Annotated in this window: 19 protein-coding genes; 7 read left to right on the top strand and 12 right to left on the bottom strand. The window is 72.9% G+C overall.

All coding sequences use genetic code 11. The features are described 5' to 3' along the window. Window positions 1-113 precede the first annotated feature (113 nt). From ACZ3YO_RS19375 to ACZ3YO_RS19365, 3 genes are all read left to right on the top strand, one after another. Window positions 114-545, top strand: coding sequence for a helix-turn-helix domain-containing protein (locus tag ACZ3YO_RS19375; protein WP_465570646.1), 432 nt, complete (start codon window positions 114-116; stop codon window positions 543-545). Beyond that, window positions 538-960: a DUF4180 domain-containing protein gene (locus tag ACZ3YO_RS19370; RefSeq protein WP_465549967.1), complete on the top strand. Its 423-nt coding sequence runs from the start codon at window positions 538-540 to the stop codon at window positions 958-960. Before ACZ3YO_RS19375 ends, ACZ3YO_RS19370 begins: the two co-directional genes overlap by 8 nt. Window positions 961-1,125: 165 nt before the next feature. Then, window positions 1,126-3,348: an NADP-dependent isocitrate dehydrogenase gene (locus tag ACZ3YO_RS19365; protein ID WP_396322438.1), complete on the top strand. Its 2,223-nt coding sequence runs from the start codon at window positions 1,126-1,128 to the stop codon at window positions 3,346-3,348. Window positions 3,349-3,449: 101 nt separating this feature from the next. Here the strand turns inward: ACZ3YO_RS19365 and ACZ3YO_RS19360 are convergent, their stop codons facing one another. After that, window positions 3,450-4,448, bottom strand: a complete 999-nt coding sequence (locus tag ACZ3YO_RS19360) for a YdcF family protein (protein WP_465570642.1) — start codon at window positions 4,446-4,448, stop codon at window positions 3,450-3,452. Window positions 4,449-4,518: 70 nt separating this feature from the next. Beyond that, window positions 4,519-5,985 carry an MFS transporter gene (locus ACZ3YO_RS19355; protein ID WP_465570640.1) on the bottom strand — a complete coding sequence of 489 codons (1,467 nt, stop codon included), beginning with the start codon at window positions 5,983-5,985 and terminating at the stop codon, window positions 4,519-4,521. Window positions 5,986-6,129: 144 nt separating this feature from the next. Here ACZ3YO_RS19355 and ACZ3YO_RS19350 point away from each other — a divergent pair, with 144 nt between their 5' ends. Continuing rightward, window positions 6,130-6,849 carry a TetR/AcrR family transcriptional regulator gene (locus ACZ3YO_RS19350; protein ID WP_465570638.1) on the top strand — a complete coding sequence of 240 codons (720 nt, stop codon included), beginning with the start codon at window positions 6,130-6,132 and terminating at the stop codon, window positions 6,847-6,849. 90 nt (window positions 6,850-6,939) lie between these two features. On the opposite strand, the gene ACZ3YO_RS19345 is transcribed toward ACZ3YO_RS19350, so the two are convergent. Continuing rightward, window positions 6,940-7,914 carry a cytochrome c oxidase assembly protein gene (locus ACZ3YO_RS19345; RefSeq protein WP_405363873.1) on the bottom strand — a complete coding sequence of 325 codons (975 nt, stop codon included), beginning with the start codon at window positions 7,912-7,914 and terminating at the stop codon, window positions 6,940-6,942. 263 nt (window positions 7,915-8,177) lie between these two features. Here ACZ3YO_RS19345 and ACZ3YO_RS19340 point away from each other — a divergent pair, with 263 nt between their 5' ends. Further along, entirely contained in the window at window positions 8,178-8,555 is a 378-nt protein-coding gene (locus ACZ3YO_RS19340; protein ID WP_465570636.1) for a hypothetical protein, read from the top strand. A gap of 213 nt (window positions 8,556-8,768) precedes the next feature. Here the strand turns inward: ACZ3YO_RS19340 and ACZ3YO_RS19335 are convergent, their stop codons facing one another. From ACZ3YO_RS19335 to asnB, 8 genes are all read right to left on the bottom strand, one after another. Continuing rightward, entirely contained in the window at window positions 8,769-9,770 is a 1,002-nt protein-coding gene (locus tag ACZ3YO_RS19335; protein ID WP_465570634.1) for a 2-hydroxyacid dehydrogenase, read from the bottom strand. Between the two features lie 193 nt (window positions 9,771-9,963). Then, window positions 9,964-10,989 (bottom strand): 6-phosphofructokinase, encoded by a 1,026-nt coding sequence (locus ACZ3YO_RS19330; RefSeq protein WP_396322432.1) that lies wholly within the window; start codon window positions 10,987-10,989, stop codon window positions 9,964-9,966. 364 nt (window positions 10,990-11,353) lie between these two features. Next, window positions 11,354-12,082, bottom strand: a complete 729-nt coding sequence (locus tag ACZ3YO_RS19325) for a type 1 glutamine amidotransferase (RefSeq protein WP_396322431.1) — start codon at window positions 12,080-12,082, stop codon at window positions 11,354-11,356. Between the two features lie 49 nt (window positions 12,083-12,131). Next, window positions 12,132-13,394, bottom strand: a complete 1,263-nt coding sequence (locus tag ACZ3YO_RS19320; RefSeq protein WP_396322430.1) for a MurT ligase domain-containing protein — start codon at window positions 13,392-13,394, stop codon at window positions 12,132-12,134. A gap of 320 nt (window positions 13,395-13,714) precedes the next feature. Beyond that, complete coding sequence (locus tag ACZ3YO_RS19315; RefSeq protein ID WP_465570626.1) at window positions 13,715-15,163, bottom strand: GNAT family N-acetyltransferase; 1,449 nt, start codon at window positions 15,161-15,163, stop codon at window positions 13,715-13,717. Between the two features lie 90 nt (window positions 15,164-15,253). Next, a complete protein-coding gene (locus ACZ3YO_RS19310) occupies window positions 15,254-16,675 on the bottom strand; it encodes a pyridoxal phosphate-dependent decarboxylase family protein (protein ID WP_465570623.1) in 1,422 nt (473 codons plus the stop codon). Window positions 16,676-16,801: 126 nt separating this feature from the next. Beyond that, entirely contained in the window at window positions 16,802-17,935 is a 1,134-nt protein-coding gene (locus ACZ3YO_RS19305; RefSeq protein WP_465570621.1) for a hypothetical protein, read from the bottom strand. A gap of 215 nt (window positions 17,936-18,150) precedes the next feature. Continuing rightward, a complete protein-coding gene (asnB, locus tag ACZ3YO_RS19300) occupies window positions 18,151-20,001 on the bottom strand; it encodes an asparagine synthase (glutamine-hydrolyzing) (RefSeq protein WP_465570618.1) in 1,851 nt (616 codons plus the stop codon). Window positions 20,002-20,239: 238 nt separating this feature from the next. Here asnB and ACZ3YO_RS19295 point away from each other — a divergent pair, with 238 nt between their 5' ends. Together ACZ3YO_RS19295 and glmS are read left to right on the top strand one after the other, a co-directional pair. Continuing rightward, complete coding sequence (locus tag ACZ3YO_RS19295) at window positions 20,240-20,524, top strand: hypothetical protein (protein ID WP_396322425.1); 285 nt, start codon at window positions 20,240-20,242, stop codon at window positions 20,522-20,524. 35 nt (window positions 20,525-20,559) lie between these two features. Next, on the top strand, window positions 20,560-22,386 hold the full coding sequence (gene glmS / locus ACZ3YO_RS19290) for a glutamine--fructose-6-phosphate transaminase (isomerizing) (protein WP_465549990.1): 1,827 nt from the start codon (window positions 20,560-20,562) through the stop codon (window positions 22,384-22,386). Between the two features lie 153 nt (window positions 22,387-22,539). Here glmS and ACZ3YO_RS19285 read toward each other — a convergent pair whose 3' ends face one another. Further along, the gene (locus ACZ3YO_RS19285; protein WP_396322423.1) at window positions 22,540-22,764 is read right to left on the bottom strand and encodes a hypothetical protein; all 225 of its coding nucleotides are present in this window, start codon (window positions 22,762-22,764) and stop codon (window positions 22,540-22,542) included. Window positions 22,765-22,987: the final 223 nt, after the last annotated feature.

Genomic DNA, 22,987 nt, shown 5'->3' with positions numbered 1-22,987 from the left:
GACTCCTGACGTTCGCTCGGCCGTCCTTCCCCAAACATCCCTATTCTTCCCTCTGGCCATGCTCGGTATGGTAGTTTGATGGCAAATAGAGCAGTCCAAGGAGGGTGGCACGCGTGCCGCAGTACTACTCGGTGGAACAGGTGGCCGAGCTGCTCGGGCTGCATGTCCGGACCGTGCGCGGCTACGTCCGCGACGGCCGGCTGAAGGCGGCCCGGATCGGCAAGCAGTACCGGATCACCGAGGAGGACCTGGCGGCCTTCACCGGCACCCCGGCGGCGCCCGCTCCGGCCGCCGCGCCGGAGCTCCATGCTGAGGCCTCGACGATCGTGCAGGTCGACGGCATCGGTACCCGGGAGGCCGCCTGGCTCGCCAACACCGTGATGGCGGCGATCGCCGGCCCCCGCGAGGGCAGGCCGCTGAAGCTCCAGACCGTGCACGACGAGGAGCGATCCACGCTCAAGGTGATCATCCTCGGGGGGCTGGCCGACACCGCCGAGCTGCTCGTCCTCATCAATGCGCTGACCAGGGAGAACCGTCATGTCTGAGCACCACGAGGTCACCGACACCGTCGAGCCCGCCGCGGCGGTGGCCACCGGAGCGGAGGCCGTCGAGGTGGCCGGGGCCACCGTGCTGCGCCTGCCCGCCGAGGGCCCGGCGGTCCGCGGCGAGCGGGACGCGATGGACCTGATCGGCGACGCGATGGGCCACGACGCCGCCTGGGTCGTCGTCCCGGCCGCCCGCCTCGGCGACGACTTCTTCCGGCTGAGCACCCGGGTCGCCGGCGAGATCTCGCAGAAGTTCGTCAACTACCGGATCGGCCTGGCCGTCACCGGCGACATCTCCGGACACCTGGCCGCCAGCAGCGCCCTGCGCGACTTCGTCTACGAGAGCAACCGCGGCAACCAGCTCTGGTTCGTCGCCGACGCCGAGGAGTTCGGCGCCCGGCTCGCCCGGGCCTGACCCTCCTCCGCTTGCCCCGCGCCCGTCCCGGGACCACGGTGGACCTGACCGCCGCCGACCCGGGGCGGGCGCCGGCGCGTGCTCCGGAGCGGGGGGTGGTGGAGCGGAGGGGCGATCACGAGATATCTTGACATCAAGACGTTGGAGACGTGAAGCGGAGTACCGATGACTGACTCGACCATCATCTATACGCACACCGACGAGGCGCCGGCCCTGGCAACGTATTCGTTCCTGCCTGTGGTCCAGGCCTACGCCTCGACGGCGGGCGTCCGGGTGGAGACTCGCGACATCTCCCTGGCCGGGCGGATCATCGCGAGCTTCCCGGAGCGTCTGGAGGAGGGCCAGCGGATCGAGGACGCCCTCGCCGAGCTCGGCGAGCTCGCCAAGACCCCGGGCGCCAACATCATCAAGCTGCCGAACATCTCGGCTTCCATCCCGCAGCTGAAGGCGGCCATCGCCGAGCTGCAGGCGCAGGGCTACGCGCTGCCGGACTACCCGGACGACCCGCAGACCGACGAGGACAAGGACGTCCGCGCCCGGTACGACAAGGTCAAGGGCAGCGCCGTCAACCCCGTCCTGCGTGAGGGCAACTCGGACCGCCGCGCCCCCGCGTCGGTCAAGAACTACGCCAAGACGCACCCGCACCGCATGGGCGCCTGGACGGCCGACTCCAAGACCAACGTCGCCACCATGGGCCAGAACGACTTCCGCTCCACCGAGAAGTCCGCCGTGGTCGCCGCCGACGGCTCGCTCCGCATCGAGCTGGTCGGCGAGGACGGCACCACCACCGTGCTGCGCCCGTCGGTGCCGGTCCTGGCCGGCGAGGTCGTCGACGCCTCGGTGCTGCGCGTCGCCGCGCTGCGCGAGTTCCTGGCCGCGCAGGTCGCCCGCGCCAAGGCCGAGGGCGTGCTGTTCTCGGTGCACCTCAAGGCCACCATGATGAAGGTCTCCGACCCGATCATCTTCGGCCACGTGGTCCGCGCCTTCTTCCCGAAGACCTTCGCCACGTACGGCGAGGCGCTCGTCGCCGCCGGCCTCAACCCGAACAACGGCCTCGGCGGCATCCTCGCCGGCCTGGACGGCGTGCCGCACCTGGGCGAGGAGATCAAGGCCTCGTTCGAGGCCGAGCTGGCCGAGGGCCCGGCCCTGGCCATGGTCGACTCCGACAAGGGCATCACCAACCTGCACGTGCCGTCCGACGTCATCGTCGACGCCTCGATGCCGGCCATGATCCGCACCTCCGGCCACATGTGGGGCCCGGACGGCAACGAGGCCGACACCCTGGCCGTGCTGCCGGACAGCAGCTACTCCGGCGTGTACCAGGCCGTCATCGACGACTGCCGCGCCCACGGCGCCCTCGACCCGGCCACCATCGGCTCGGTGCCGAACGTCGGCCTGATGGCCCAGGCGGCCGAGGAGTACGGCAGCCACGACAAGACCTTCGAGATCCCGGCCGCCGGCACCGTCCGCCTGGTCGACACCGAGGGCAACGTGGTGCTGGAGCAGGCCGTCCAGGCCGGCGACATCTTCCGCGCCTGCCAGACCAAGGACCTGCCGATCCGCGACTGGGTCAAGCTGGCCGTCACCCGCGCGCGCGCCACCGGCAGCCCGGCCGTCTTCTGGCTGGACGAGGGCCGCGCGCACGACGCCGTCCTGATCGGGAAGGTCAAGGCGTACCTGCCGGAGCACGACACCGAGGGCCTGCAGATCGAGATCAAGACGCCGGTCGAGGCGACGAAGTTCTCGCTGGAGCGCATCCGCCGCGGTGAGGACACCATCTCCGTCACCGGCAACGTGCTGCGTGACTACCTGACCGACCTCTTCCCGATCCTGGAGCTGGGCACCAGCGCCAAGATGCTGTCGGTCGTCCCGCTGATGAACGGCGGCGGCCTGTTCGAGACCGGCGCCGGCGGCTCCGCCCCGAAGCACGTCCAGCAGCTGGTCAAGGAGAACTACCTGCGCTGGGACAGCCTGGGCGAGTTCTTCGCGCTGGCCGCCAGCTTCGAGCACCTGGCCCAGTCCACCGACAACGCCCGCGCCCAGGTGCTGGCCGACACGCTGGACCGCGCCACCGGCACCTTCCTCAACGAGGACAAGTCGCCGAGCCGCCGCCTCGGCGGCATCGACAACCGTGGCAGCCACTTCTACCTGGCCCTCTACTGGGCCCAGGAGCTGGCCCGGCAGACCGCCGACGCCGCCCTGGCCGAGGCGTTCGCGGGCCTGGCCAAGTCGCTGGCCGAGCAGGAGCAGACCATCGTCGAGGAGCTCATCGCCGTCCAGGGCGCCCCGGTCGAGCTCGGTGGCTACTACCAGCCCGACCCGGCCAAGGCCGCGGCCGCGATGCGCCCGTCGAAGACCTTCAACGACGCGCTGGCCAACCTCGGCTGAACGCAGCCCAGTCGAACCGGGAGGCCCCGGGGTCCGCTCAGGACCCCGGGGCCTCCCGGCGTTCGTCCCGAGGACGCGGCGACCGGCCCGCCGGCCGGGCTCTACCAGCGCCAGCCGGCCACCGCCCCGGCCGCCGCGAGCAGCAGGACGGCCGCGCCGTTCACCCGCGGGTAGAGCAGGGCGGTCGCGACCACCTCGCGCAGGACGGCGCTCGGCCAGTAGTACGCGGCGGTCGGCGCCCCGACCACCTGGCCGGGCACGCCGGCCCGGCGGGTGGCGACGGCGGAGCGGAGCACGTGGAAGCTGCTGGTGACCACGGTGCAGTGGTAGCCCGGGTGCTCGCGCTCCATCAGCTCGCGGCTGAAGGCCAGGTTCTCGGTGGTGCTGGTGGCCTTCTCCTCCCGCCGGATCCGCTCGCCCGGGCAGCCGCGGGCGAGCAGGTGGGCGGCCATCGCGGCCGCCTCGGTGCAGCTCTCGTCCGGCCCCTTGCCACCGGTGACCAGCAGCAGCGGGGTGTGCCCGGCCGCCTCCTCGGTCCGGTACAGCGCCAGCGCCCGGTCCAGCCGGGCGGCCAGCAGCGGTGGCACCTCGCAGCCGTCGAGCCCGGCACCCAGCACGACCACGTAGTCGGCGCCCGGGCGGACGGCCAGCCGGCGGTAGAGCAGGGTGTACCCGACGAAGCAGAGCAGCAGGAACACGCCGTAACCGCCGAGCAGGACGGCGGCGCCGGCGGCCGCGCGCAGCGCCCGCACGCTCAGGTAGGTGGCCGAGAGCAGCAGCCCCAGCAGCCCGAGCAGGGCCGCACCGGTGAGCAGGGAGAGCAGGCTGGCCGGCCGGGTGCCCTCCCGGCGGACCATCGTGACCCCGTTCGCCACCAGCAGCGCGGCCGCGACGAGCCCGCTCAGCCAGACCGCGCCGGCCACCCCGGCGGTGACGGCGCCCGCCGCCGGCGCCGAGAAGCGGCCGACGGCGCTCACCGTGCCGACCGCCACGCAGAGGCCGGTCAGCCCGAGCAGCACACCGTTGCCGAACCGTCGCGGTTCCTGGATCCGGGAGAGCAGCACCACGGCGAGCAGGGCGGCCATCAGAAGGGCTTGCATGCACCGGATGGTAAGCGGACGCCACCGCCCGCCAGGTGCTGCCCCGGCGGGCGGTGGCGGTACGGAGGTGTCAGTGCTCGCCGCCCGGGCGGGCGTTCCGTGGGAGCAGGAAGGCGGCCAGGAAGGCGAGGGCCAGCAGGCCGGCGGTCAGGCCGAAGGTCCAGCCGGCCGCGTGCCGGAAGCCGTCCGAGCCGGCCCAGCCGAAGAACGCGGTGCCGAGCAGCGCGACGCCGATCGAGCCGGCGAGCTGCTGCTGGGCGTTGAGCACCCCGGAGGCCGAGCCGGTCTCGGAGTCCTCGACGCCGGCCAGGGCGATGTCGAAGAAAGGCGCCATGATCAGGCCGAGGCCGAAGCCCGTGACGGCCAGCGCGGGGGTCAGCTCCCAGCTGGTCAGGCCGCCGGCCCAGTGCTCGACGGAAGCCCGGAGGCCGAGCGTGCCCGCGGCGGCGACGGCCATGCCCGCATGCAGGACGCGCCGGCCGTACCTGGGGGCGAGGAAGCCGCCGGAGAGGATCGCGCCGGCCACGATGCCGAGCGAGAGCGGGATCATGGTGAGGCCGGAGTGCAGCGGGCTCCAGCCGAGGCCGAGCTGCAGGTAGAGGGTGAAGGTCAGCAGCAGGCCGGAGAGCGCGGCGAAGAAGACCAGCCCGGTGGCGAGCGCCGATGTGAAGGCCCGCTTGGCGAAGAGCGAGGGCTCGATCAGCGGGGTGCCGCCGCGCCGCAGCACCCGGCGCTGGTGGACGGTGAACAGCCGGAGGACCGGCAGCGAGGCGGCCATGGCGAGGTAGGTCCAGAGCGGCCAGCCCAGCTCGCGTCCCTGCACCAGCGGGTAGACCAGCAGCAGGACGGCGGCGCTGAGCACCAGGACGCCGACCGGGTCGAGCCGGCCGGCGCCGGCGGTGCGGGTGGTGCGGTCGGCGGGCAGGACCCTGACGGCGGCGAGCGCCGCGAGCAGGCCGAGCGGCAGGTTGATCAGGAAGACCATCCGCCAGCCGGTGCCGAACAGGTCGGCGTCGGTGAGGTAGCCGCCGAGCGTCGGCCCGAGGACGGAGGAGAGCCCGAGGACGGGGCCGAAGAGGCCGAACGCGGCGCCCATCTCCTTCGGCGGGAACATCGCCTTGATCAGGCCGAGCCCCTGCGGGATCAGCAGGGCGGCGAAGAGGCCCTGGACGGTGCGGGCGGCGATCAGGGTGCCCGGGCCTGCCGAGGCGGCGCAGAGCACCGAGGCGAGCGTGAAGCCGGCCGCGCCGGCGACGAAGAGTTTCTTGCGGCCGAGCAGGTCCCCGAGCCGGCCGCCGGTGATCAGCAGGACGGCGAAGGCGAGCGTGTAGGAGGCGGAGATCCACTGGATCTGCGCGTCACTGCCGCCGAAGTCGCGCCGGATCGCCGGGGAGGCGACGCCGACGATCGTGGTGTCGAGGAGGTCCATCACCTCGGCGGCCAGGATCACGGCGAGGGCGGCCCAGCGCAGGCGGTAGCCGGCCGGTGCGGGCTCGGCCGCCGTGGCGGCCGGGGGAGGGGCGGTCTGACTGGTCATGGGTGGGCTCTCCTGATGGTCGGAGCCGGACGAACCACGTTCGTCTGAGCGAACACTGTTTCCTTGCGACGAACAGTGTTCTCCCATGGAACAGTGTTCGTGTCAAGTAGTGTGGGACCCGACGCCGACCACGAAGGAGCCCCCATGACCAGTGCCGCCCCGCGTCCGAGCTGGTCGGCGCACTGGCAGGAGAAGGAGAAGGCGGCCTCCAGGCGCCAGCCGCTGAGCCGCGAACGGATCGTCGAGGCCGCCCTTCGGATCGTCGACGCCGAGGGCATGGACGCGCTGAGCATGCGCAGGGTCGGCCAGGAGCTCGGCACCGGCGCCGCCAGCCTCTACGCCCACGTCGGCAACAAGGACGAGCTGGTCGAGCTCGTCCTCGACCTGGCGTACTCCGAGATCGCCCTCGAACAGCCGGACCCGGCCGACTGGCAGGAGCAGATCAAGCGGCTGATGCGCCGCTCGCGGGACGTGCTGCTCGGCCACCGCGACCTCGCCAAGGCCGCCGTGGTCGCCAACGTCCCGGTGACCCCGCACGCCATGGACGTCGCCGACACCATGCTGGGCATCCTGCGGGCCGGCGGGCTGGACGAGCAGACCGCCGCGTACGGCGTGGACCTGCTCGGCCTCTACACCACCGCGACCACCTTCGAGGCCTCCACCCGGAGCGGCCACACCGAGGCCGACGCCGACGCCTACACCGAGAGGGTGCGCGAGTACTTCAGCACGATCCCGGCGGACCGCTACCCGATGATCACCTCGATGGCCGCCGCGCTCACCCGCAACGTCGGTGACGAGCGCTTCGAGTTCGGCATGGACATCCTGGTCGCCGGCCTCGCCCGGCAGGCGGCCCCCCGCGACTGACCCCGGGAACGACGGAACCCCCACCCGGGCGTCGGGCAGGGGTTCGTCGGGCAGGGGTTCGTCGGGGGAGCGGGGCGCCCGGGAGCGGGCTCAGCCAGCGTCGGCCGCCGGTGCCGGGCGCTGGCCGCGCTTGTCCAGTGAGGCCAGGTACGCGTTGTACGCCGCCAGCTCGGCGTCACCGTTGCGGTCCTCGGCACGGTCCCGGCGGCGGGACACCCGCTGCTCGGAGCGCATCCACTGGTAGACCAGCGCGATCAGCACGATCGCCGTCGGGATCTCGCCGAACGCCCAGGTGATGCCGCCGGCCAGCTTCTGGTCCGCCAGGAGGTCCGTCCCGGGCGGCGCGCCGGCCTCGGTGAAGGTGGTCACCAGCGAGTGGCTGGCCATCATCACCGCCACGCCGAAGAAGGCGTGGAACGGCATCCCCATGAACAGCTCGATGATCCGCATCACGTGGCCCGGGCGGTTCGGGCCCGGGTCCACACCCATGATCGGCCAGAAGAACGCCAGCCCGGTGGCCAGGAAGTGCACCATCATGAAGATGTGCCCGAGGCGGTACTGCATCAGGAAGTCGAACAGCGGGGTGAAGTACACCCCGTAGAGGCTCGCGATGAACAGCGGAATGGTGAACGCCGGGTGCGAGATCACCTTGACGTAGGTGCTGTGCAGCAGCGCCACCAGCAGCTCGCGCGGGCCGCGCGGGCGCCCCTTGCCGGCCGGGCGCAGGGCGCGCAGCGCCAGCGTGATCGGCGCGCCGAGCAGCAGCAGGATCGGCGAGAGCATGGAGAGCACCATGTGCTGCATCATGTGCGCGCTGAACAGCACCATGCCGTAGTCGTTCAGCCCGGTGCAGGTGACCAGGATCACCGAGCCGACGCCCGCCACCCAGCCGACGGTCCGGCCGATCGGCCAGCGGTCGCCGCGCCGGTACAGCCGCACCACGCCAGTCCCGTACAGCGCCAGCGCGACCAGGCTGCCGATCAGGAACACCCAGTCGGGGGACCAGGTCATGACGTTGGAGAGGGAGAACGGCCCCAGCTCTGTCATCCCGCCGTGGTGGTGCATGCCTGACATTCCGTCGCCCATGGGCGGGTCCTGCTTTCCCTCGTCGCGGCCCCCTGGTGGGTCCGGTTCGCCCGTTTTGCTTGCGTCTACAGACTAGGCGGGCCTTACCCCGGGGCTTCCCCCGGCCCCCGGCTCCGCGGACGTGGGCGGCCGGGGGGTTCGCCGGCGGGCCCGCCGGAAAGGTTTGCTGCATGGCGATCCTCCACGGCCTCCCGGGCCGGGGCCGAGCCGGGCGGCCCCCGTAGCGAGGGGCTCCCTGCCACATGACCGCCGGACGTGTGCGAGTCCTCGCAGCCTTCGTCTCGTTCGGCACGTTCTGGGGTGCCTGGGGCGCGCTCCTCCCCGAGGCGCAGCGCCAGGCCCGGGTCGGCGACGGCGAACTCGGCGTGGCGGTGCTGATGATCGGGTTCGGCGCGCTCTGCTCCATGCGGCTCGCCGGTGCGGTCATCGACCGCCTGGGCCGGCCCGCGGTGACGGGCTGCCTGGTGGCCATGGCGCTGGTCGGGTTCCTGCCGTCGCTGGCGACGTCGGAGTCGACGCTGATCGGCAGCCTGGCGCTGACCGGTGCGGCCTCCGGCGCGATGGACGTCGCCGTCAACGCGTCCGCCGTGGAGGAGGAGGCCCGCACGGGGCCCTCATGACCGTCGGCCACGCGTGCTTCTCGACCGCGGTGGTGGTCTCCGCCCTGGTCCGGACCGCGGCCTCCGACTGTCCTCGGTCGGAGCCGGCGGCGCCCGCGCGTGCCGTGGCGGAGGACGGCGGGGAGACCTCAGCCGGCTCCCGCGGATGAACGCGCAGGCCGCGAAGTGTCCGCCCGTACCGCAGGATGATCCGGTCCGGACACTCCTTCCGGGTCAGGTGCCGGTGGCCGGGACGAGGGTGTTCTCGTTGGTGCGGCCGGCTTCGTGGTCCTCGATGTTGCGGGCGGTGGCGTCGATGATCTGGCCGACGGCGGTGCGGGTGAAGTAGGCCTGGTGGGAGGTGACCAGGACCTGGGGGAAGGTCATCAGGCGGGCGAGGGTGTCGTCGCTGATGCCTTCGACCGAGCGGTCGTAGAAGAAGACGCCGGTCTCCTCCTCGTAGACGTCGAGGCCGACGCCGGAGAGCCGGCCGGCGCGCAGGGTCTCGACCAGGGCGGCGGTGTCGACGAGGCCGCCGCGGCTGGAGTTGACGAGGATGGCGTCGTCCTTCATGCGGGTCAGCGCGGCGGCGTCGATGAGGTGGTGGGTGGCGGGCAGCAGGGGGACGTGCAGGCTGACGAGGTCGGAGCGGGAGAGCAGCTCGGGCAGTTCGGTGTAGGTCATGCCGAGGGCGGTGCAGGCGGGGTTGGGGGCGATGTCCCAGCCGAGCAGGTCGGTGCCGAAGCCGTGGGCGATCCGGGCGAAGCACTCGCCGATCTTGCCGGTGCCGATCACGCCGACCGTCATCCCGTGGATGTCGCGGCCGAGCAGCCCGTCGAGGCGGAAGTCGAACTCGCGCGAGCGGTTCGCGGCCCGGGTGAGCCGGCGGTTCACGGCCAGGGCCAGGGCCCAGGCGTGTTCGGCGACGGCGAAGGGGCTGTAGTGGGAGACCCGCGCGACGGTGAGGCCGAGTTCGGCGGCGGCGTCCAGGTCGATGTTGTTGAAGCCGGTGGAGCGCTGGGCGATCAGCCTGGTGCCGCCGGCCGCGAGGAGGGTGAGGGTGCCGGCGTCGAGGACGTCGTTGACGCTGCTGCTGACGGCCGGGTAGCCGGCGGCCAGTGGGGCGGTGTCGCGGTTGAGGAAGACGCTCAGGCAGCGCAGCTCGTGCCGGCCCGTGAACGCCTGCTCCAGCAGCGGCCGTTCGTCGGCCTGTACGCCGTACGCGAGGATCTCCATCGGCTGCTTCCTTCCCGTGGTCTGACGGTGCTCCGGCGGTGCTCCGGCGACGGCCGGCGGTGCTCCGTCCGCCGGTCACGCCCCACCGGTCCTGCCCCACGGTCACGCTAGCCCGGGCGCGGGGGCGTCGCGCGGGAACGACACCGGCCCCCGAGCGGGTGCTCGGGGGCCGGCGGCAGGGTGCGGGGGAGCGTCAGATGACCGTCTCCGCCTCCAGGTAGCGATCCTGCGGCACGGTCTTCAGCTCGGCGACGGCCTCGCCCAGCGGCACCAGGTTGATGTTGGTGCCCTGCAGCGCGGTGATGTGGCCGAAGGCGCCCTTGTGGACGGCCTCCACGGCGTGCCAGCCGAACCGGGTGGCCAGCACCCGGTCGTACGCGGTCGGGGTGCCGCCGCGCTGGGTGTGGCCGAGGATCACCGGGCGGGCCTCCTTGCCGAGCCGGTGCTCCAGCTCGCGGGAGAGCTGGGTGGCGATGCCGGTGAACCGCTCGTGGCCGTAGATGTCCTTGCTGCCCTCTTCCCAGTGCATGGTGCCGGGCTCGGGCTTGGCGCCCTCGGCGCAGACCACGATCGCGAACTTCTTCTGCCGGTCGAAGCGTTCGCGGACGACGGCGGTGAGCTTGTCGATGTGGAAGGGGCGCTCCGGGACGACGATCGCGTGGGCGCCGGCGGCCATGCCCGCGTTGAGCGCGATCCAGCCGGTGTGGCGGCCCATGACCTCGACGACCATGACGCGCTGGTGCGACTCGGCGGTGGTCTTCAGCCGGTCCAGGGCCTCGGTGGCGACCGAGACGGCGGTGTCGAAACCGAAGGTGACGTCGGTGCAGGCGATGTCGTTGTCGATGGTCTTCGGCACGCCGACGATCGGCAGTCCGGCGTCGCTCATCAGCTTGGCGGCCTTGAGGGTGCCTTCGCCGCCGATCGGGATGACGGCGTCCAGGCCGAGGTCCGAGCAGTACCGCTTGGCGCGTTCGACGCCGTCGCGCAAGTGGCTCGGCTGCACCCGGGAGGAGCCGAGGATCGTGCCGCCCTGGGCGAGGATGCCGCTCACCGATTCCAGGGTCAGGGGGCGGTGGACGCCCTCCAGGAAACCGCGCCAGCCGTCCTCGAACCCGATGATCTCGTCGCCGTGGTCGACCACCCCCCGGTGGACCACGGAACGGATCACCGCGTTCAGGCCGGGGCAGTCACCGCCGCTGGTCAGCACTCCAATACGCATTGCTTTGCAACTCCCGAGCAGAACCGAGGAACGGCCGGACTACAGGCTGGGACGACGAACCGTCACCGTAGCGGCCCCGTTCCACGCCGTGATGGCGGGGAGACGACCGTGGGGTGAAGGACCGGCCGATCCGGACAGAACATCCGAAACCGGCCGGGAGTGTCGAGCATACGGCCCCTGCGTCCGGCCGGGCAGGAGCCGACGCGGGAGCGGCGCCGTCGGCGCCCCCGCGCGGAAGTGCAGCCTGCTGCCGAGGAGGGTGTGCAGCCGGCAACCCCATTGTCGTACGTCCGGGCCCGTCCGTGGACCGGGTGACCGCATCGCGGGCACCCGGTCGGAGCGGACCGGCGCACGACAGCGTGTGTTACGCGGGGCGCGATGTGGCCGCGATGCGCTCGGCGCGCAGCGCGTCGTACCAGGTGGTGTCGGCCGGCGGCAGGGCGTTGACGTCCAGCGCCAGCTTGATCAGCATGTCCGCCACGGCGGGGTTGCGGGCCATCACCGGCCCGTGCAGGTAGGTGCCGAAGACGGTGTCCCGCCAGGCGCCCTCGGTGCCGTCCCCGGTGCCGTTGCCCCGGCCCGCGGTGACGGTGGCCAGCGGCTGGACGCCCTGGCCGAGGTGGGTGACGCCCTGGTGGTTCTCGAAGCCGGTCAGCTGCGGCAGGCCGAGGCGCGGGTCGACGTCGGCCAGCACGTCGCCGACGCAGCGGGCGCCCTCGCCGCGGGTGGTCCAGACGTCGAGCAGGCCGAGGCCCGGCTCGCGCTCGCCGAGGTCGTTGACGAACTCGTGGCCGAGGATCTGGTAGCCGGCGCAGACGGCGAAGATGATCGCGCCGTTCTCGGCGGCCCGGACGAGGCCGCTGTCGTTGCGCAGCCGCTCCGCGGCGAGCCGCTGCGGCCGGTCCTCGCCGCCGCCGATCAGGTAGATGTCCCCGCTGGTGGGCACCGCCTGGTCGGAGCGGACGTCGATCCGGGTCACGTTGAGATGGCGCTGGCGGGCCCGGCGCTCCACGACCAGGGCGTTGCCCCGGTCGCCGTAGGTGCTGAGCAGGTCCGGGTAGACCCAGACCACGCGCAGGCTGCTCTCACTCATCCTCGAAGGCCTTCCGTCACGCAAACTCGATGGGGCTGCTGGGCCGGCATCAGCCGGCCACGACCTTCCGCAGCTGCTGGAAGGCGGTGTAGTTGGCGATCGCCTCGATCCGGCCGGGCGGGGCCATCCGGACGGCCTGCTCCAGCGAGTCCACCACGTGGAACTGCAGCCCGGCGACCTCCAGGCGGACGGCCAGGTCCAGCTTGCGCTGGCCCATCACGAAGACGGGGTGGCCGGCGAGGCGCTCGTAGTCGACGTCCCAGAGCCAGGAGGTGTCGGTACCGTCGGCGTCGAGCGCGTTGACGGAGAGGATGACCGGTGTGGGCGGGCCGTCGATCAGCGAGAAGGTCTCCAGCCAGCCGGCCGGGTTCTTGGCCAGCAGCAGCCTTATGTCACGGCCCTGGTACTGGACGACGTCGTAGCGGCCGGCCACGGCCGTCACCGACTGCATCCGCTCCAGCGCGACCTGCGGGGAGACGCCGAAGACGGCGGCCACGGCGGCGGAGCTGGTGGCGTTGGCCAGGTTGGCCCGGCCGGGGAGCTGGAGCCGGATGGGCCAGGCGCCGCGCTGCGGGTCGATCACGTGGGTGCCCTGGAGCGCCCAGTGCGGGTTGGGGCGGCGGAAGCCGCACTCCTGGCAGAACCAGTCCTCGCCGGGGCGCTGCATCACGCCGCCGCAGGCGGGGCAGGACCAGGCGTCTTCCTTCCAGGCCTGCCCGGCGGCCACCCAGACCACCTTCTTGCAGGAGGAGGCGGCCCAGGTCACCAGCGGGTCGTCGGCGTTGGCGATGACCACGGCCTCGGTGTCCTGGAGGCCCTCGCGCCACTTCTCGGCCATCATCCGGGTCTCGGCGGCGCGGTCGAGCTGGTCGCGGGAGAGGTTGAGCAGGGCGATCGCCTTCGGGTGGGTGTCGCGGGCGACCCCGGCCAGGTACTTCTCGTCCACCTCGATGACGCCGAAGCGGGCCTCCGAGCCGCCGGCCAGGGCGGAGGTGATGCCGGCCGGCATGTTGGCGCCCAGGGCGTTCGAGACCACCGGGCCGGCGGCGCGCAGCGCCTCGGCGATCAGCCGGGTGGTCGTGGTCTTGCCGTTGGTGGCGCTGACCAGCACCACGTCCAGGTGGTCGGCGAGAGTGGCGAGCAGATCGGGGTCGAGCTTGAGGGCGATCTTGCCGCCGATCACCGAGCCGCTGCCTCGGCCCGCCTTCTGGGACAGGGCGGCGGCCACCTTGCCGGCCGTGACCGCGATCTTGGCGCGGGCGGGCAGCGAGGCGTCGCGTGCGCCTGTGGGCTCCGATTCGGTGCCTGCCATGCTCAGTGGTTCCTCCTTGCTGCGGCACCGCCCGGGGCCGGATAACGGGCCGTCGGGCGGCGGGGACGGGGCCAGCCTACCGACTCCGCCGCCCGGCTCGACGATCCGGACCCCGCGCCGCCAGCTGCGACGGCCCCGGCGGCCCGGCCCGCAGGCCCCTGACGTTCCGTCAGAAAAGGCGGTGTACGGACGGGCCTTCCGCTGCTGGGGACGCCGTTCCGGGCCCCGGCGGTTCCCGGCGGGGCCCGGAGCGCGACCTGGCCGGACGGCGGGGTGCCGTCCGGCCAGGGGTGCGCCGTGAGGATGTGGTGAAGAAACGATCACCTGCCCGGCCGGGTCGGCCAGGGGACGGGGAGCTCCTCGGCCGCCTCGGCCAGGTGGGCCGTGATCACCAGGGTGCCCTCCTCGACCTGGTAGTCCAGCGGGGCGGCCAGCCTGCGCATGGTGGCGATCAGCCCGGTGTTGGAGGACTGCGTGACGGCGTACACCGTCTCCACGCCGGCCTCCAGGGCCAGCGCCGACATCCGCCGCATCAGGTCCAGCCCCAGCCCGCGCCGCTGCCAGGCGTCCTCGACCAGCACCGCGACCTCGGCGCTGCCGTCGTCCCACATCAGGTGCCCGAGGGCGACGATCCGCCCGTCGGTGGCCTCCACCGCCAGCGTCTGGCCGTGCCGGGCGTTCAGCAGGTGGTCCAGGTAGCGGTCGGCGTCCCGGACCGGGCCGTGGTAGCGCTTGCGCAGGGTGTCGGGGGAGCAGCGGTGGTGCATGGCCAGCGCCGCGGCCTTGTCGCCGGCGTCCGCGCGCCGCACGGTCAGGTCGGCCCCGGCGGGCTGGGCCAGCCTGGCCCGGACGTCCGGCACCCGGGGGCCGAGCAGGGTGTCCAGCTCGACCAGGGCCTGCGCCCGGGCGAACTCGGTCGGGGTGAACGGCAGGTGCGGGCGGCTGAGCTCGATCAGGTCGCCGGACGGCACCGGCAGCCGCATCACATGGCCGTCCACCCCGGTGCCGCCGCGCCCGGCCGCGCCCGGGTACTGCCGGATGGTGCACTGCCCGAAGAGCTGGCGCAGGGCGATCGGCAGCTCGGCGGCGTCCAGCGCGGTGCGGGTCGCCAGCGCCAGCACGTGGGTTGGCACGTCCACCAGGTCGTGCGCGTCGGCCGGGGCGCTCCAGATGTCGTGCCCGCCGGCCGCCGCCACCAGCGCGGCCAGGTCGGCCCGGGTCAGCGCCTGGGGCGCGCGGACGAAGAACTCGTCCACGGTGCCGCTGGGCAGCGGGTGCGACTGCATCGAGACGATGTTGACCTGCCGCTCCGCGAAGGCCGTGCAGACCCGGGCCAGGCTGCCGGGGGAGTCCTGCACGGTGGTGCGCACCCGCCAGAGCGTGGTCTGCTCGAAGTCGTGCAGCGGCCCCTTCAGCGGCTCCTTCGCGGCAGCCGGCGCCCCGGCTGCGGCCGGGGGCGCTGCCGGGGGTGCGGGCGCGTCCGGGGCCGGCGGCCCGTGCAACTGGTGGCGGTGCGACCACCAGGTGTGGAAAAGCGCCGTGGCCACCAGGGCGACCGCGGAGGCGGCCAGCACCACCGGGCCGTCCGGGCCGTGCACCACGAGCTTGGCCACCAGGTCGGCCGCGGTCACCGAGAGGAAGACCGCGGCGAGCTCCACGGTGTCGCGGCGCCAGCGAGGGGTTCTGGTGCCGCGCCGCTGGGCACGGGAGGGGTTCGGCGTCGAGGTGGCGGTCGGTCCGGTCGTCGTCAGCTGCTCCGTGTGCTCCATGCCATCAATCTGCCGCCCCGGTGTTTCACGATCACGAATCCCCCGTGACCTGTCGGTTAATGTCGGTGACTCGCCCGCTCGCGGCCCGCTTCAGAGCAGCTCGCGGGCGGCGGCCTTCACCTCGCTGAGCAGCAGTTCGAGGTCCGCCTCGGTGGTGTCCGCGTTGAGCAGGCAGGCGCGGAGCATCTCGCGGGCGCCGAGCCGGGCGCCGGTGACGAAGACCCGGCCGCGCCGCTGGACCGCCACCGGCAGCTCCCGGTTGACGGCGTCGAGGGCGGCCTCGTCCAGCCCGGGGGTGCGGTGGCGGAACGCCACGATCGACGTCTGCACCTCGGTCAGCAGCTCCAACTCACCGTCCTTCTCTACGAGTTCGCCGAGGTGGCGGGCCAGGGCGGTGCACCGGGCGATGTCCCGGGAGAGACCGTCGCGACCTCGGTGGGCGATGGTGGCCCACACCTTGAGGGCACGGAACGGGCGGGTCTGCTCGGTGCCGTACTCGGAGAACCAGCCGAGCGCGCCGGCCGCCTCGTCGCGCAGGTAGGAGGGCACGAGGCTGAAGGTGGAGCGCAACTCCTCGGTGTCGCGGACGAGTGCGCAGCCGCAGTCGACCGGCACGCCGAGCCACTTGTGCGGGTCGAGGGCGAGCGAGTCGGCCCGCTCCAGCCCGGCGTAGCGGTGGGCGATCGCCGGGTCCAGCACGCCGAAGGCCCCGTACGCGCCGTCCACGTGCAGCCACAGGCGCTGCTCGGCGCAGAGGTCGGCGATCGGGTGGAAGGCGTCCACCGCGCCGGTGCCGACCGTGCCGGCCGAGGCGACCACCAGGAACGGCAGCAGCCCGGCGGCCCGGTCGCGCTCGATCGCGGCGCGCAGCTCGGCGACGTCGAGCAGCCCGTCCGGGCCGGTGGCCACGGTGCGCAGGTGCCTGCTGCCCAGACCCAGCAGCTCGGCGGCCTTGCGGACGCAGGAGTGGGTCTCCCCGGTGACGTAGCCGACCAGCGGCGGCATCCCGGCGAGGCCGTCCTCGCGGACGTCCCACCCGGCCGCGCGGGCGGCGCGGTTACGGGCGGCGGCCAGGCAGACGATGGTCGCCATCGAGGTGCCGGAGGTCAGCAGCCCGCCGCCGGCCGGGTGCGGGAACCCCACCAGCTCGGCGATCCAGCGGACCACCGCCCGCTCCAGGTGGACGTCGGCGTGGTCGCCGCCGGCCGAGCTGGGGTTCATCGCGGAGGCGGCGAGGGTGGCCAGCACCCCGGCGGGGGCCGGGGCGGAGTTCACCCAGCCGAAGAAGCGCGGGTTGCCGTTGCCCATCGGGTACGGCAGGACGTCGCGCCCGATGACGGACAGCAGCTCGGTGAGCGGGCGGCCGTCGGTCGGCAGCGGCGCGTCCAGCAGGGCCTGCCGGGCGGCGTCGTCCATCGGCTGCCAGACCGGGCGGGCGGGCAGCTCGGCGAGGTAGTCGCTGACGAGGTCGGCGGCGGAGTGCGCGGCGGCGCGGAAGTCCTCTGAGGTCACGGGGTGCTCCAGCGGGTGGGGGAGGCCTCGTGGCGCGGCGTCCTCGGCGCACCTGATCGGGCCCGATCCTACGGAAGGGGGGCCCGCACCGTGCGGTGCGGGCCCCCCTTCGTGCGGCGCGGATGCTCAGTCGAGCGAGGTGGAGAGCCCGCCCGCGGAGCGGCAGTAGCCCTGCATCTCCTTGTCGGTGATCTTGGCGCAGAGCCGGCCGGCCGCGCCGGCGTCCGTGTAGTTCACCGTGTAGTAGCTGACCAGGCCCTCGGCGCAGGCCTTTCGCTGCCAGCCGTCGGCGGCGGTGGCGCACTGCTGGGCGGCCCAGTCCTCGCGGTCCAGGTTGTACTTCATGGTCCGCGAGCCGACGCCCCGGCTGCAGTCCACGGCCCCGCCGGAGGCCTTGCCGTTGAGGCACCACTTCAGCGCCTCGCCGTACACCTCGGGGTGGTTCGGGTAGTCGTGCGAGGAGAGGTAGAAGGTCGGCGCGTAGAAGTAGCAGGCGGACTGGAACAGCGACGGCTGGTCCTTGCACGGGTACAGCGGGTCCTGGGCGAGCTTGTCGGCGGGCAGGTTCGCCTTCGCCTTCTCGTCCTCCTCGTCCGGCCCGAACAGCTGCATGAACAGGCCTTCGGAGCAGCGGATCCGGTTCTGGTCGGTGGTGAACTTGTTGCACAGGTCCCGGGCCTTGGCCACGTCCTGCTTGGCGACGAACATCGTGCCGTGGCCGACGCCGTGGATGCAGGGCCCGCTGTTCTTGGGCGCGCAGAGCTTCAGCAGGTCCACCTCGGGCTGGGCGGAGGCGTTCAGCATCTCCTCGACCGCGCCGTGCAGATAGCCGGCCGCGCAGGTCTCGTGCGGGAAGGAGATGACCTTCTGGAAGTCGGCGTTGTACCGCTTGACCGCCTGGTGCCCGAGCTCGTGCGCGATCGGGTGGCAGAACCGGACGGTGTACGGCTGGGCCTTGGTGATCTTGTCCAGGTCGGCCAGCGCGACGCCGGGGTCGGCGGCCTCCATCTCGGCCATCAGCTTGTTCCGCAGCGTCGAACGCGTCCAGACCGCCGGGTCGCCGGTCGGGGTGGCCGTCGCCCCGGCCTGCTGCGCACCGGCGGGCGGTGCGCCCGAGCCCCCCGGGCCGGCCGTGCCGGGGGTGGCCGACCCGGCCGCCGAGGTGCCGGCGGCGGGCGTCCAGTCGGTGACGGCCACCGACCCCAGGCCCAGGACCCCCAGCAGGAGGGCGGTGAGAATCGCGAATGCTCGCGGTTGCATGACGGAGATCCCCCGGCGGATCGAGACGGACGGTTCGCTCCCCATCCTGACGGCACGGGGCTGCGAAACCGTGTTTTCGGCCGCCATTCGGGAGGTGTCGGCGACGCTATCGCACGTCGTACCCGGTCAACGAAGCGGGTTGGCCGGGGGTCACCACCCGGACGGCGCAGCCGCGGACGGGGCTCGCGCCGTGCCGTCCCGGTGGTGACGGTGGCTCAGAGTTCCAGCGAGACCTCGTACTCCGTCAGCCAGGTGTTGAGGTCCAGCGCCAGGTCGGCCCCGAGCCGGACGGACTGCGGGTCGGTCTCCGGGGCGAGCGCGTCGGCGAGCGCCCGGCGGTCGAGCAGCCCCAGGACGGGGGCGTTCGGGTCGGTCGCCAGCTCGGCGAGCTCGGCCCGCAGCAGCGCCGGGTAGCGCGGGTCCTGGACGACGGGGTACGGGCTCTTCAGCCGGTCGGCGATCGCGTCCGGCAGCACGTCCCGGACGGCGGCGCGCAGCAGGCTCTTCTCCCGGCCGTCGAAGGACTTCATCGCCCAGGGCGTGTTGAAGACGTACTGGACCAGCCGGTGGTCGCAGAACGGCACCCGGACCTCCAGGCCGTTGGCCATGCTCATCCGGTCCTTGCGGTCGAGCAGGATGCAGACGAAGCGGGTGAGGTTGAGGTACGAGATCTCCCGCATCCGCCGCTCCACCGGGTCGGCGTCCGGCAGGTGCGGGACTTCGGTCAGTGCCTCGCGGTACCGGGCCCGCCGGTACTCGTGCACGTCGAGCTTGCCGATCAGCCCGCGGTCCAGCAGTTGCTCGCGCGGCCCGGTGCCCGTCCCGCCGAGCTGGGTCACCGCGCCCGCCCACGGGAAGTCGTCGGCGGCGACCAGCCGCGGGTCGTGGAACCAGCGGTAGCCGCCGAACAGCTCGTCCGCGGACTCGCCGGAGAGCGCCACGGTGGAGTGCCTGCGCACGCCGCGGAAGAGCAGCAGCAGCGAGATGTCCATGTCGCCGAAGCCGCCCGGCATGTCCCGGGCGCGCAGCACGGCGGCGCGCTGGGCCGGGTCGGTGAGCTCGGCGCTGTCCAGCTCGATGACGCTGTGGTCGGCGCCCACGTGCCGGGCCAGCAGCCGGGCGTACGGGCCGTCCGGGGTGGACCGGACCTCGTCGGCCCGGAAGTGCTCGCTCTGGCCGGTGAAGTCGACCGCGAAGGAGCGCACCGCGCCGGCGCCGGCGGCGCGCAGGGCCCTGGCGGCCAGCGCGGTGACGGCGCTGGAGTCGAGGCCGCCGGAGAGCAGCGAGCACAGCGGTACGTCCGCCTCCAGCTGGCGGTGGACGATGTCGTCGAGCAGGGCCCGGACGGTGGCCACCGTGGTGTCCAGGTCGTGGGTGTGCTCGCGGGCCTCCAGCGCCCAGTAGCGGCGGACCGAGACGCCCTCGCGGCGGACCCTGACCACGTGGCCTGGCTGCACCTCCACGATGCCTCGGTAGACCGAGCGGCCGGGGGTCTTGGTGACGGCGAACATCTCGCGCAGCCCGTCGAGGTCGACCACCGGCCGGACGTCGGGGTGGGCGAGCACGGCCTTCACCTCGGAGCCGAAGATCACGCCGTGCGGGGTGGGGCAGTAGTGCAGCGGCTTGACGCCCATCCGGTCCCGGACCAGCAACAGCTCCTCGCCGCGGGCGTCCCAGATCGCGAAGGCGAACATGCCGTTCAGCCGCTCGGCCAGGCCGTCGCCCCACTCCAGGTAGGCGTGCAGCACCACCTCGGTGTCGCTGCGGGTGCGGAAGCGGTGGCCGGCGGCGGTCAGCTCGGCCCGCAGCTCCCGGTGGTTGTACACCTCCCCGCTGTAGGTGAGGGCGGCCAGCACCCGGCCGTCGTGCTCGGCCGTCATGGGCTGGGTCCCGCCCTCGACGTCGATGACGGCGAGGCGGCGGTGGCCGAGCGCGGCGTGCCGCTCCAGGTGGACCCCGCCCGCGTCCGGGCCGCGGCAGAGCTGGGTGGCCGTCATCGCGTCGAGCACTGGACGTTCGGTGGTGAGGTCGCGGTCGAAGGCGACCCATCCGGTGATCCCGCACATCAGCAAGCCTCCGGTCTTCCGACACGTATCTCCGATGCGTGTGCGGAGAGTCACGCTACGTGGCGATCCGGTGCCGCTACAAGGGCGTGTCGACAAGGTGACGAATCAATGCCGCTGCTTCCCGGGGGGCGCCGACCGGGTGTCCGGCGGTGTTCCTTGCGCCGAAAGTCTCAAGATCTGCCCGAATTCGGGCAGGATCTTTGATCTCTCCGATCGGTCCGGCCTAGAGTCCTCACTCGTGTCCAGCTCACCCGGCGCCTCGCACCCTCACGAAGACCTGCTCGCCCACCTCACCCGGACCAGCCCGCTCGGGCCCCGCGAGGCGGCGCGGGTGGTGGCGGAGGTCCTGGCGTACTTCTCCGAGACGACCGAGGAGTACGTCCGCCGCCGCCACGGCGAGCTCCAGGCACGCGGCCTGACCAACGAGCGGATCTTCGCCCGGCTCGCGGAGGAACTGCCCGCCCGGCGGGTCGCGGCGCCCGGGCTCTCGGCCCGGCAGCTGCGCCGGATCGTCTACGGCTGAGCGCCGCCCCCCTGTCTCACGAAGGAGTCATCCCCATGTGCGGAATCGTCGCCTACATCGGCCCGAAGGACGCGACCCCCTTCCTGCTGGAGGGCCTGGCCCGGCTGGAGTACCGCGGCTACGACTCGGCCGGCGTGGCCGTCACCGGCCGCACCGGCGGCCTCAAGGTCCGCAAGGTCAAGGGCCGGGTCGCCGACCTCGCCGCCGCCGTGCCGGCCCGGTTCAAGGGCGCCACCGGCATCGGCCACACCCGCTGGGCCACCCACGGCGTGCCCAGCGACGCCAACGCCCACCCGCACCTGGACAACGCCGAGCGCATCGCCGTCGTCCACAACGGCATCATCGAGAACGCCGACGAACTGCGTGCCCGGCTCACCGCCGACGGCGCCGTCTTCCGCTCCGAGACCGACACCGAGGTGCTCGCCCACCTGATCGCCGCGCACGCGGCCGAGGGCGCCGAGCTGGAGGACGCCGTGCGCGCCGCGCTCGGCAAGGTGGTCGGCACCTACGGCATCGCCGTGCTCGACGCCGAGCAGCCCGACCGGATCGTGGTCGCCCGCAACGGCAGCCCGATCGTGCTCGGCATCGGCGAGAAGGAGATGTTCGCCGCCTCCGACGTCTCCGCGCTCGTCCGCTACACCCGCCAGGTCGTCCACCTGGAGGACGGCGAGCTGGCCACCGTCCGGGCCGACGGCTTCCGCACCTTCACCGAGGACGCCCGCACCACCCACCGCCAGCCGTCCACCGTGGACTGGGAGATCGACTCCTACGACACCGGCGGCTACGAGCACTTCCTGCTCAAGGAGATCCACGAGCAGCCCGGCTCGGTCGAGCGCACCCTCAGCGGCCGGCTCGACGAGCGGTTCGCCACCGCCCACCTCGGCGGCCTCAACCTGGACGCCCGCGAGCTGCGCGAGATCCGCCGGGTCAAGATCCTCGGCTGCGGCTCCGCCTACTACGCCGGCGAGATGGGCGCCCAGCTGATCGAGGAGCTGGCCCGCATCCCCGCCCACAGCGAGCCCGCCTCCGAGTTCCGCTACCGCAACCCGGTGATCGAGGCGGACACCCTGTACGTCGCGGTCAGCCAGTCCGGCGAGACCTACGACACCCTGGCCGCCGTCCAGGAGATCAAGCGCAAGGGCGGCCGGGTCCTCGGCGTCGTCAACACCGTCGGCAGCGCCATCGCCCGCGAGTGCGACGGCGGCATCTACCTGCACGCCGGGCCGGAGATCTCGGTCGCCTCCACCAAGGCGTTCACCTCCACGGTCGTCGCCTTCGCCCTGCTCGCCCTGCACTTCGGTCGCATCCACGACCTCTCGCCCGCCGACGGCCGCCGCATCGTGGCCGGCCTCAAGGCGCTGCCGGACCAGATCCGGGAGATCCTCGCGCAGAGCGACGACATCGCCGGACTCGCCGCCGAGTACGCCGAGTCCGAGGGCATGATGTTCATCGGCCGGGTCCGCGGCTTCCCGGTGGCCCGCGAGGGCGCGCAGAAGCTCAAGGAGATCTCCTACGTCCACGCCGAGGCCTACCCCGCCAGCGAGCTGAAGCACGGCCCGCTCGCGCTGATCAGCCCCGAGCTGCCGACCGTCGCCCTGGTGCCGGACGACGAGCTTCTGGACAAGAACCTCACCACCCTCGGCGAGATCAAGGCCCGCTCCGGCCGCGTGGTGGCCGTCGCGCACCGCCGCCCCGAGGCCAAGCTCGCGGACCACTGCATCCTGGTGCCCAAGAACGAGCCCGAGCTGGACCCGCTGCTCCTCAACATCCCGCTCCAGCTGCTCGCCTACCACGCCGCGGTGGCGCTCAAGCGGGACGTCGACAAGCCGCGCAACCTGGCCAAGAGCGTGACCGTCGAGTAGACCGTCGCGCGGTTGCCCCCGGGCCCGGTCGCCGTGCGGTGGCCGGGCCCGGACGTGCGGAAGCCCGCCGGGCGTCTGGGGCTCGGTGGGCTTCCGGGTGCTGTGCCGCCGGACGGGCCGGCGGCGTCAGACGTCAGAGGGGACGGGGGAGTGTCACAGCAGGTAGAGCTTGGCAAAGGGCGCAGTGATCCTCTTCTCCTGCGAGCCGAAGTCGACCAGGACCGCGGTTGCCCCGCCCTCGACGGCGACGACACGGCCGAGGCCGTACTCGTCGTGGGACACCCGATCGTCGACGGCGAAGTGTTTCGGTGGCGGGGGCACCTTGGCTCGGAAGGGACTGGTGGGCAGATGGCGCCTGGGCACGGGTGCGTTCGTCATTGCTGCCAGTATGCGCCCCGGAGGGCACCGAACGCGCCGGGACGGCGGCCCGAATTCCTTCACCGGGGGAGGTCCTTGGACCCGGCCGCTGCCGCGCGTCGGGGTCCGCGCACTCCACCCGCTCCGTCGGGTCACCGGAGGCCGCCCCGGACACGCCCTCGACGCGGGGGTGGACGGCGGGCGGGGCGCGGGCGAGTCGTGCGAGGAAAAAACGCCGTTCGGG

The sequence above is a fragment of the Kitasatospora sp. NPDC022785 genome (genome assembly GCF_055561295.1).
The sequence above is the reverse complement of the archived record's forward strand: the minus strand, read 5'-3'. Positions and strand labels throughout refer to the sequence as shown.

Excerpts from the sequence above, each read along its gene's own strand:
- ACZ3YO_RS19370 (WP_465549967.1), top strand. The coding sequence starts at position 538 with ATGTCTGAGCACCACGAGGTCACCGACACCGTCGAGCCCGCCGCGGCG.
- ACZ3YO_RS19365 (WP_396322438.1), top strand. The coding sequence starts at position 1,126 with ATGACTGACTCGACCATCATCTATACGCACACCGACGAGGCGCCGGCC.
- ACZ3YO_RS19360 (WP_465570642.1), bottom strand. The coding sequence starts at position 4,448 with ATGCAAGCCCTTCTGATGGCCGCCCTGCTCGCCGTGGTGCTGCTCTCC.
- ACZ3YO_RS19355 (WP_465570640.1), bottom strand. The coding sequence starts at position 5,985 with ATGACCAGTCAGACCGCCCCTCCCCCGGCCGCCACGGCGGCCGAGCCC.
- ACZ3YO_RS19350 (WP_465570638.1), top strand. The coding sequence starts at position 6,130 with ATGACCAGTGCCGCCCCGCGTCCGAGCTGGTCGGCGCACTGGCAGGAG.
- ACZ3YO_RS19345 (WP_405363873.1), bottom strand. The coding sequence starts at position 7,914 with ATGCACCACCACGGCGGGATGACAGAGCTGGGGCCGTTCTCCCTCTCC.
- ACZ3YO_RS19340 (WP_465570636.1), top strand. The coding sequence starts at position 8,178 with ATGACCGCCGGACGTGTGCGAGTCCTCGCAGCCTTCGTCTCGTTCGGC.
- ACZ3YO_RS19335 (WP_465570634.1), bottom strand. The coding sequence starts at position 9,770 with ATGGAGATCCTCGCGTACGGCGTACAGGCCGACGAACGGCCGCTGCTG.
- ACZ3YO_RS19330 (WP_396322432.1), bottom strand. The coding sequence starts at position 10,989 with ATGCGTATTGGAGTGCTGACCAGCGGCGGTGACTGCCCCGGCCTGAAC.
- ACZ3YO_RS19325 (WP_396322431.1), bottom strand. The coding sequence starts at position 12,082 with ATGAGTGAGAGCAGCCTGCGCGTGGTCTGGGTCTACCCGGACCTGCTC.
- ACZ3YO_RS19320 (WP_396322430.1), bottom strand. The coding sequence starts at position 13,394 with ATGGCAGGCACCGAATCGGAGCCCACAGGCGCACGCGACGCCTCGCTG.
- ACZ3YO_RS19315 (WP_465570626.1), bottom strand. The coding sequence starts at position 15,163 with ATGGAGCACACGGAGCAGCTGACGACGACCGGACCGACCGCCACCTCG.
- ACZ3YO_RS19305 (WP_465570621.1), bottom strand. The coding sequence starts at position 17,935 with ATGCAACCGCGAGCATTCGCGATTCTCACCGCCCTCCTGCTGGGGGTC.
- asnB (WP_465570618.1), bottom strand. The coding sequence starts at position 20,001 with ATGTGCGGGATCACCGGATGGGTCGCCTTCGACCGCGACCTCACCACC.
- glmS (WP_465549990.1), top strand. The coding sequence starts at position 20,560 with ATGTGCGGAATCGTCGCCTACATCGGCCCGAAGGACGCGACCCCCTTC.
- ACZ3YO_RS19285 (WP_396322423.1), bottom strand. The coding sequence starts at position 22,764 with ATGACGAACGCACCCGTGCCCAGGCGCCATCTGCCCACCAGTCCCTTC.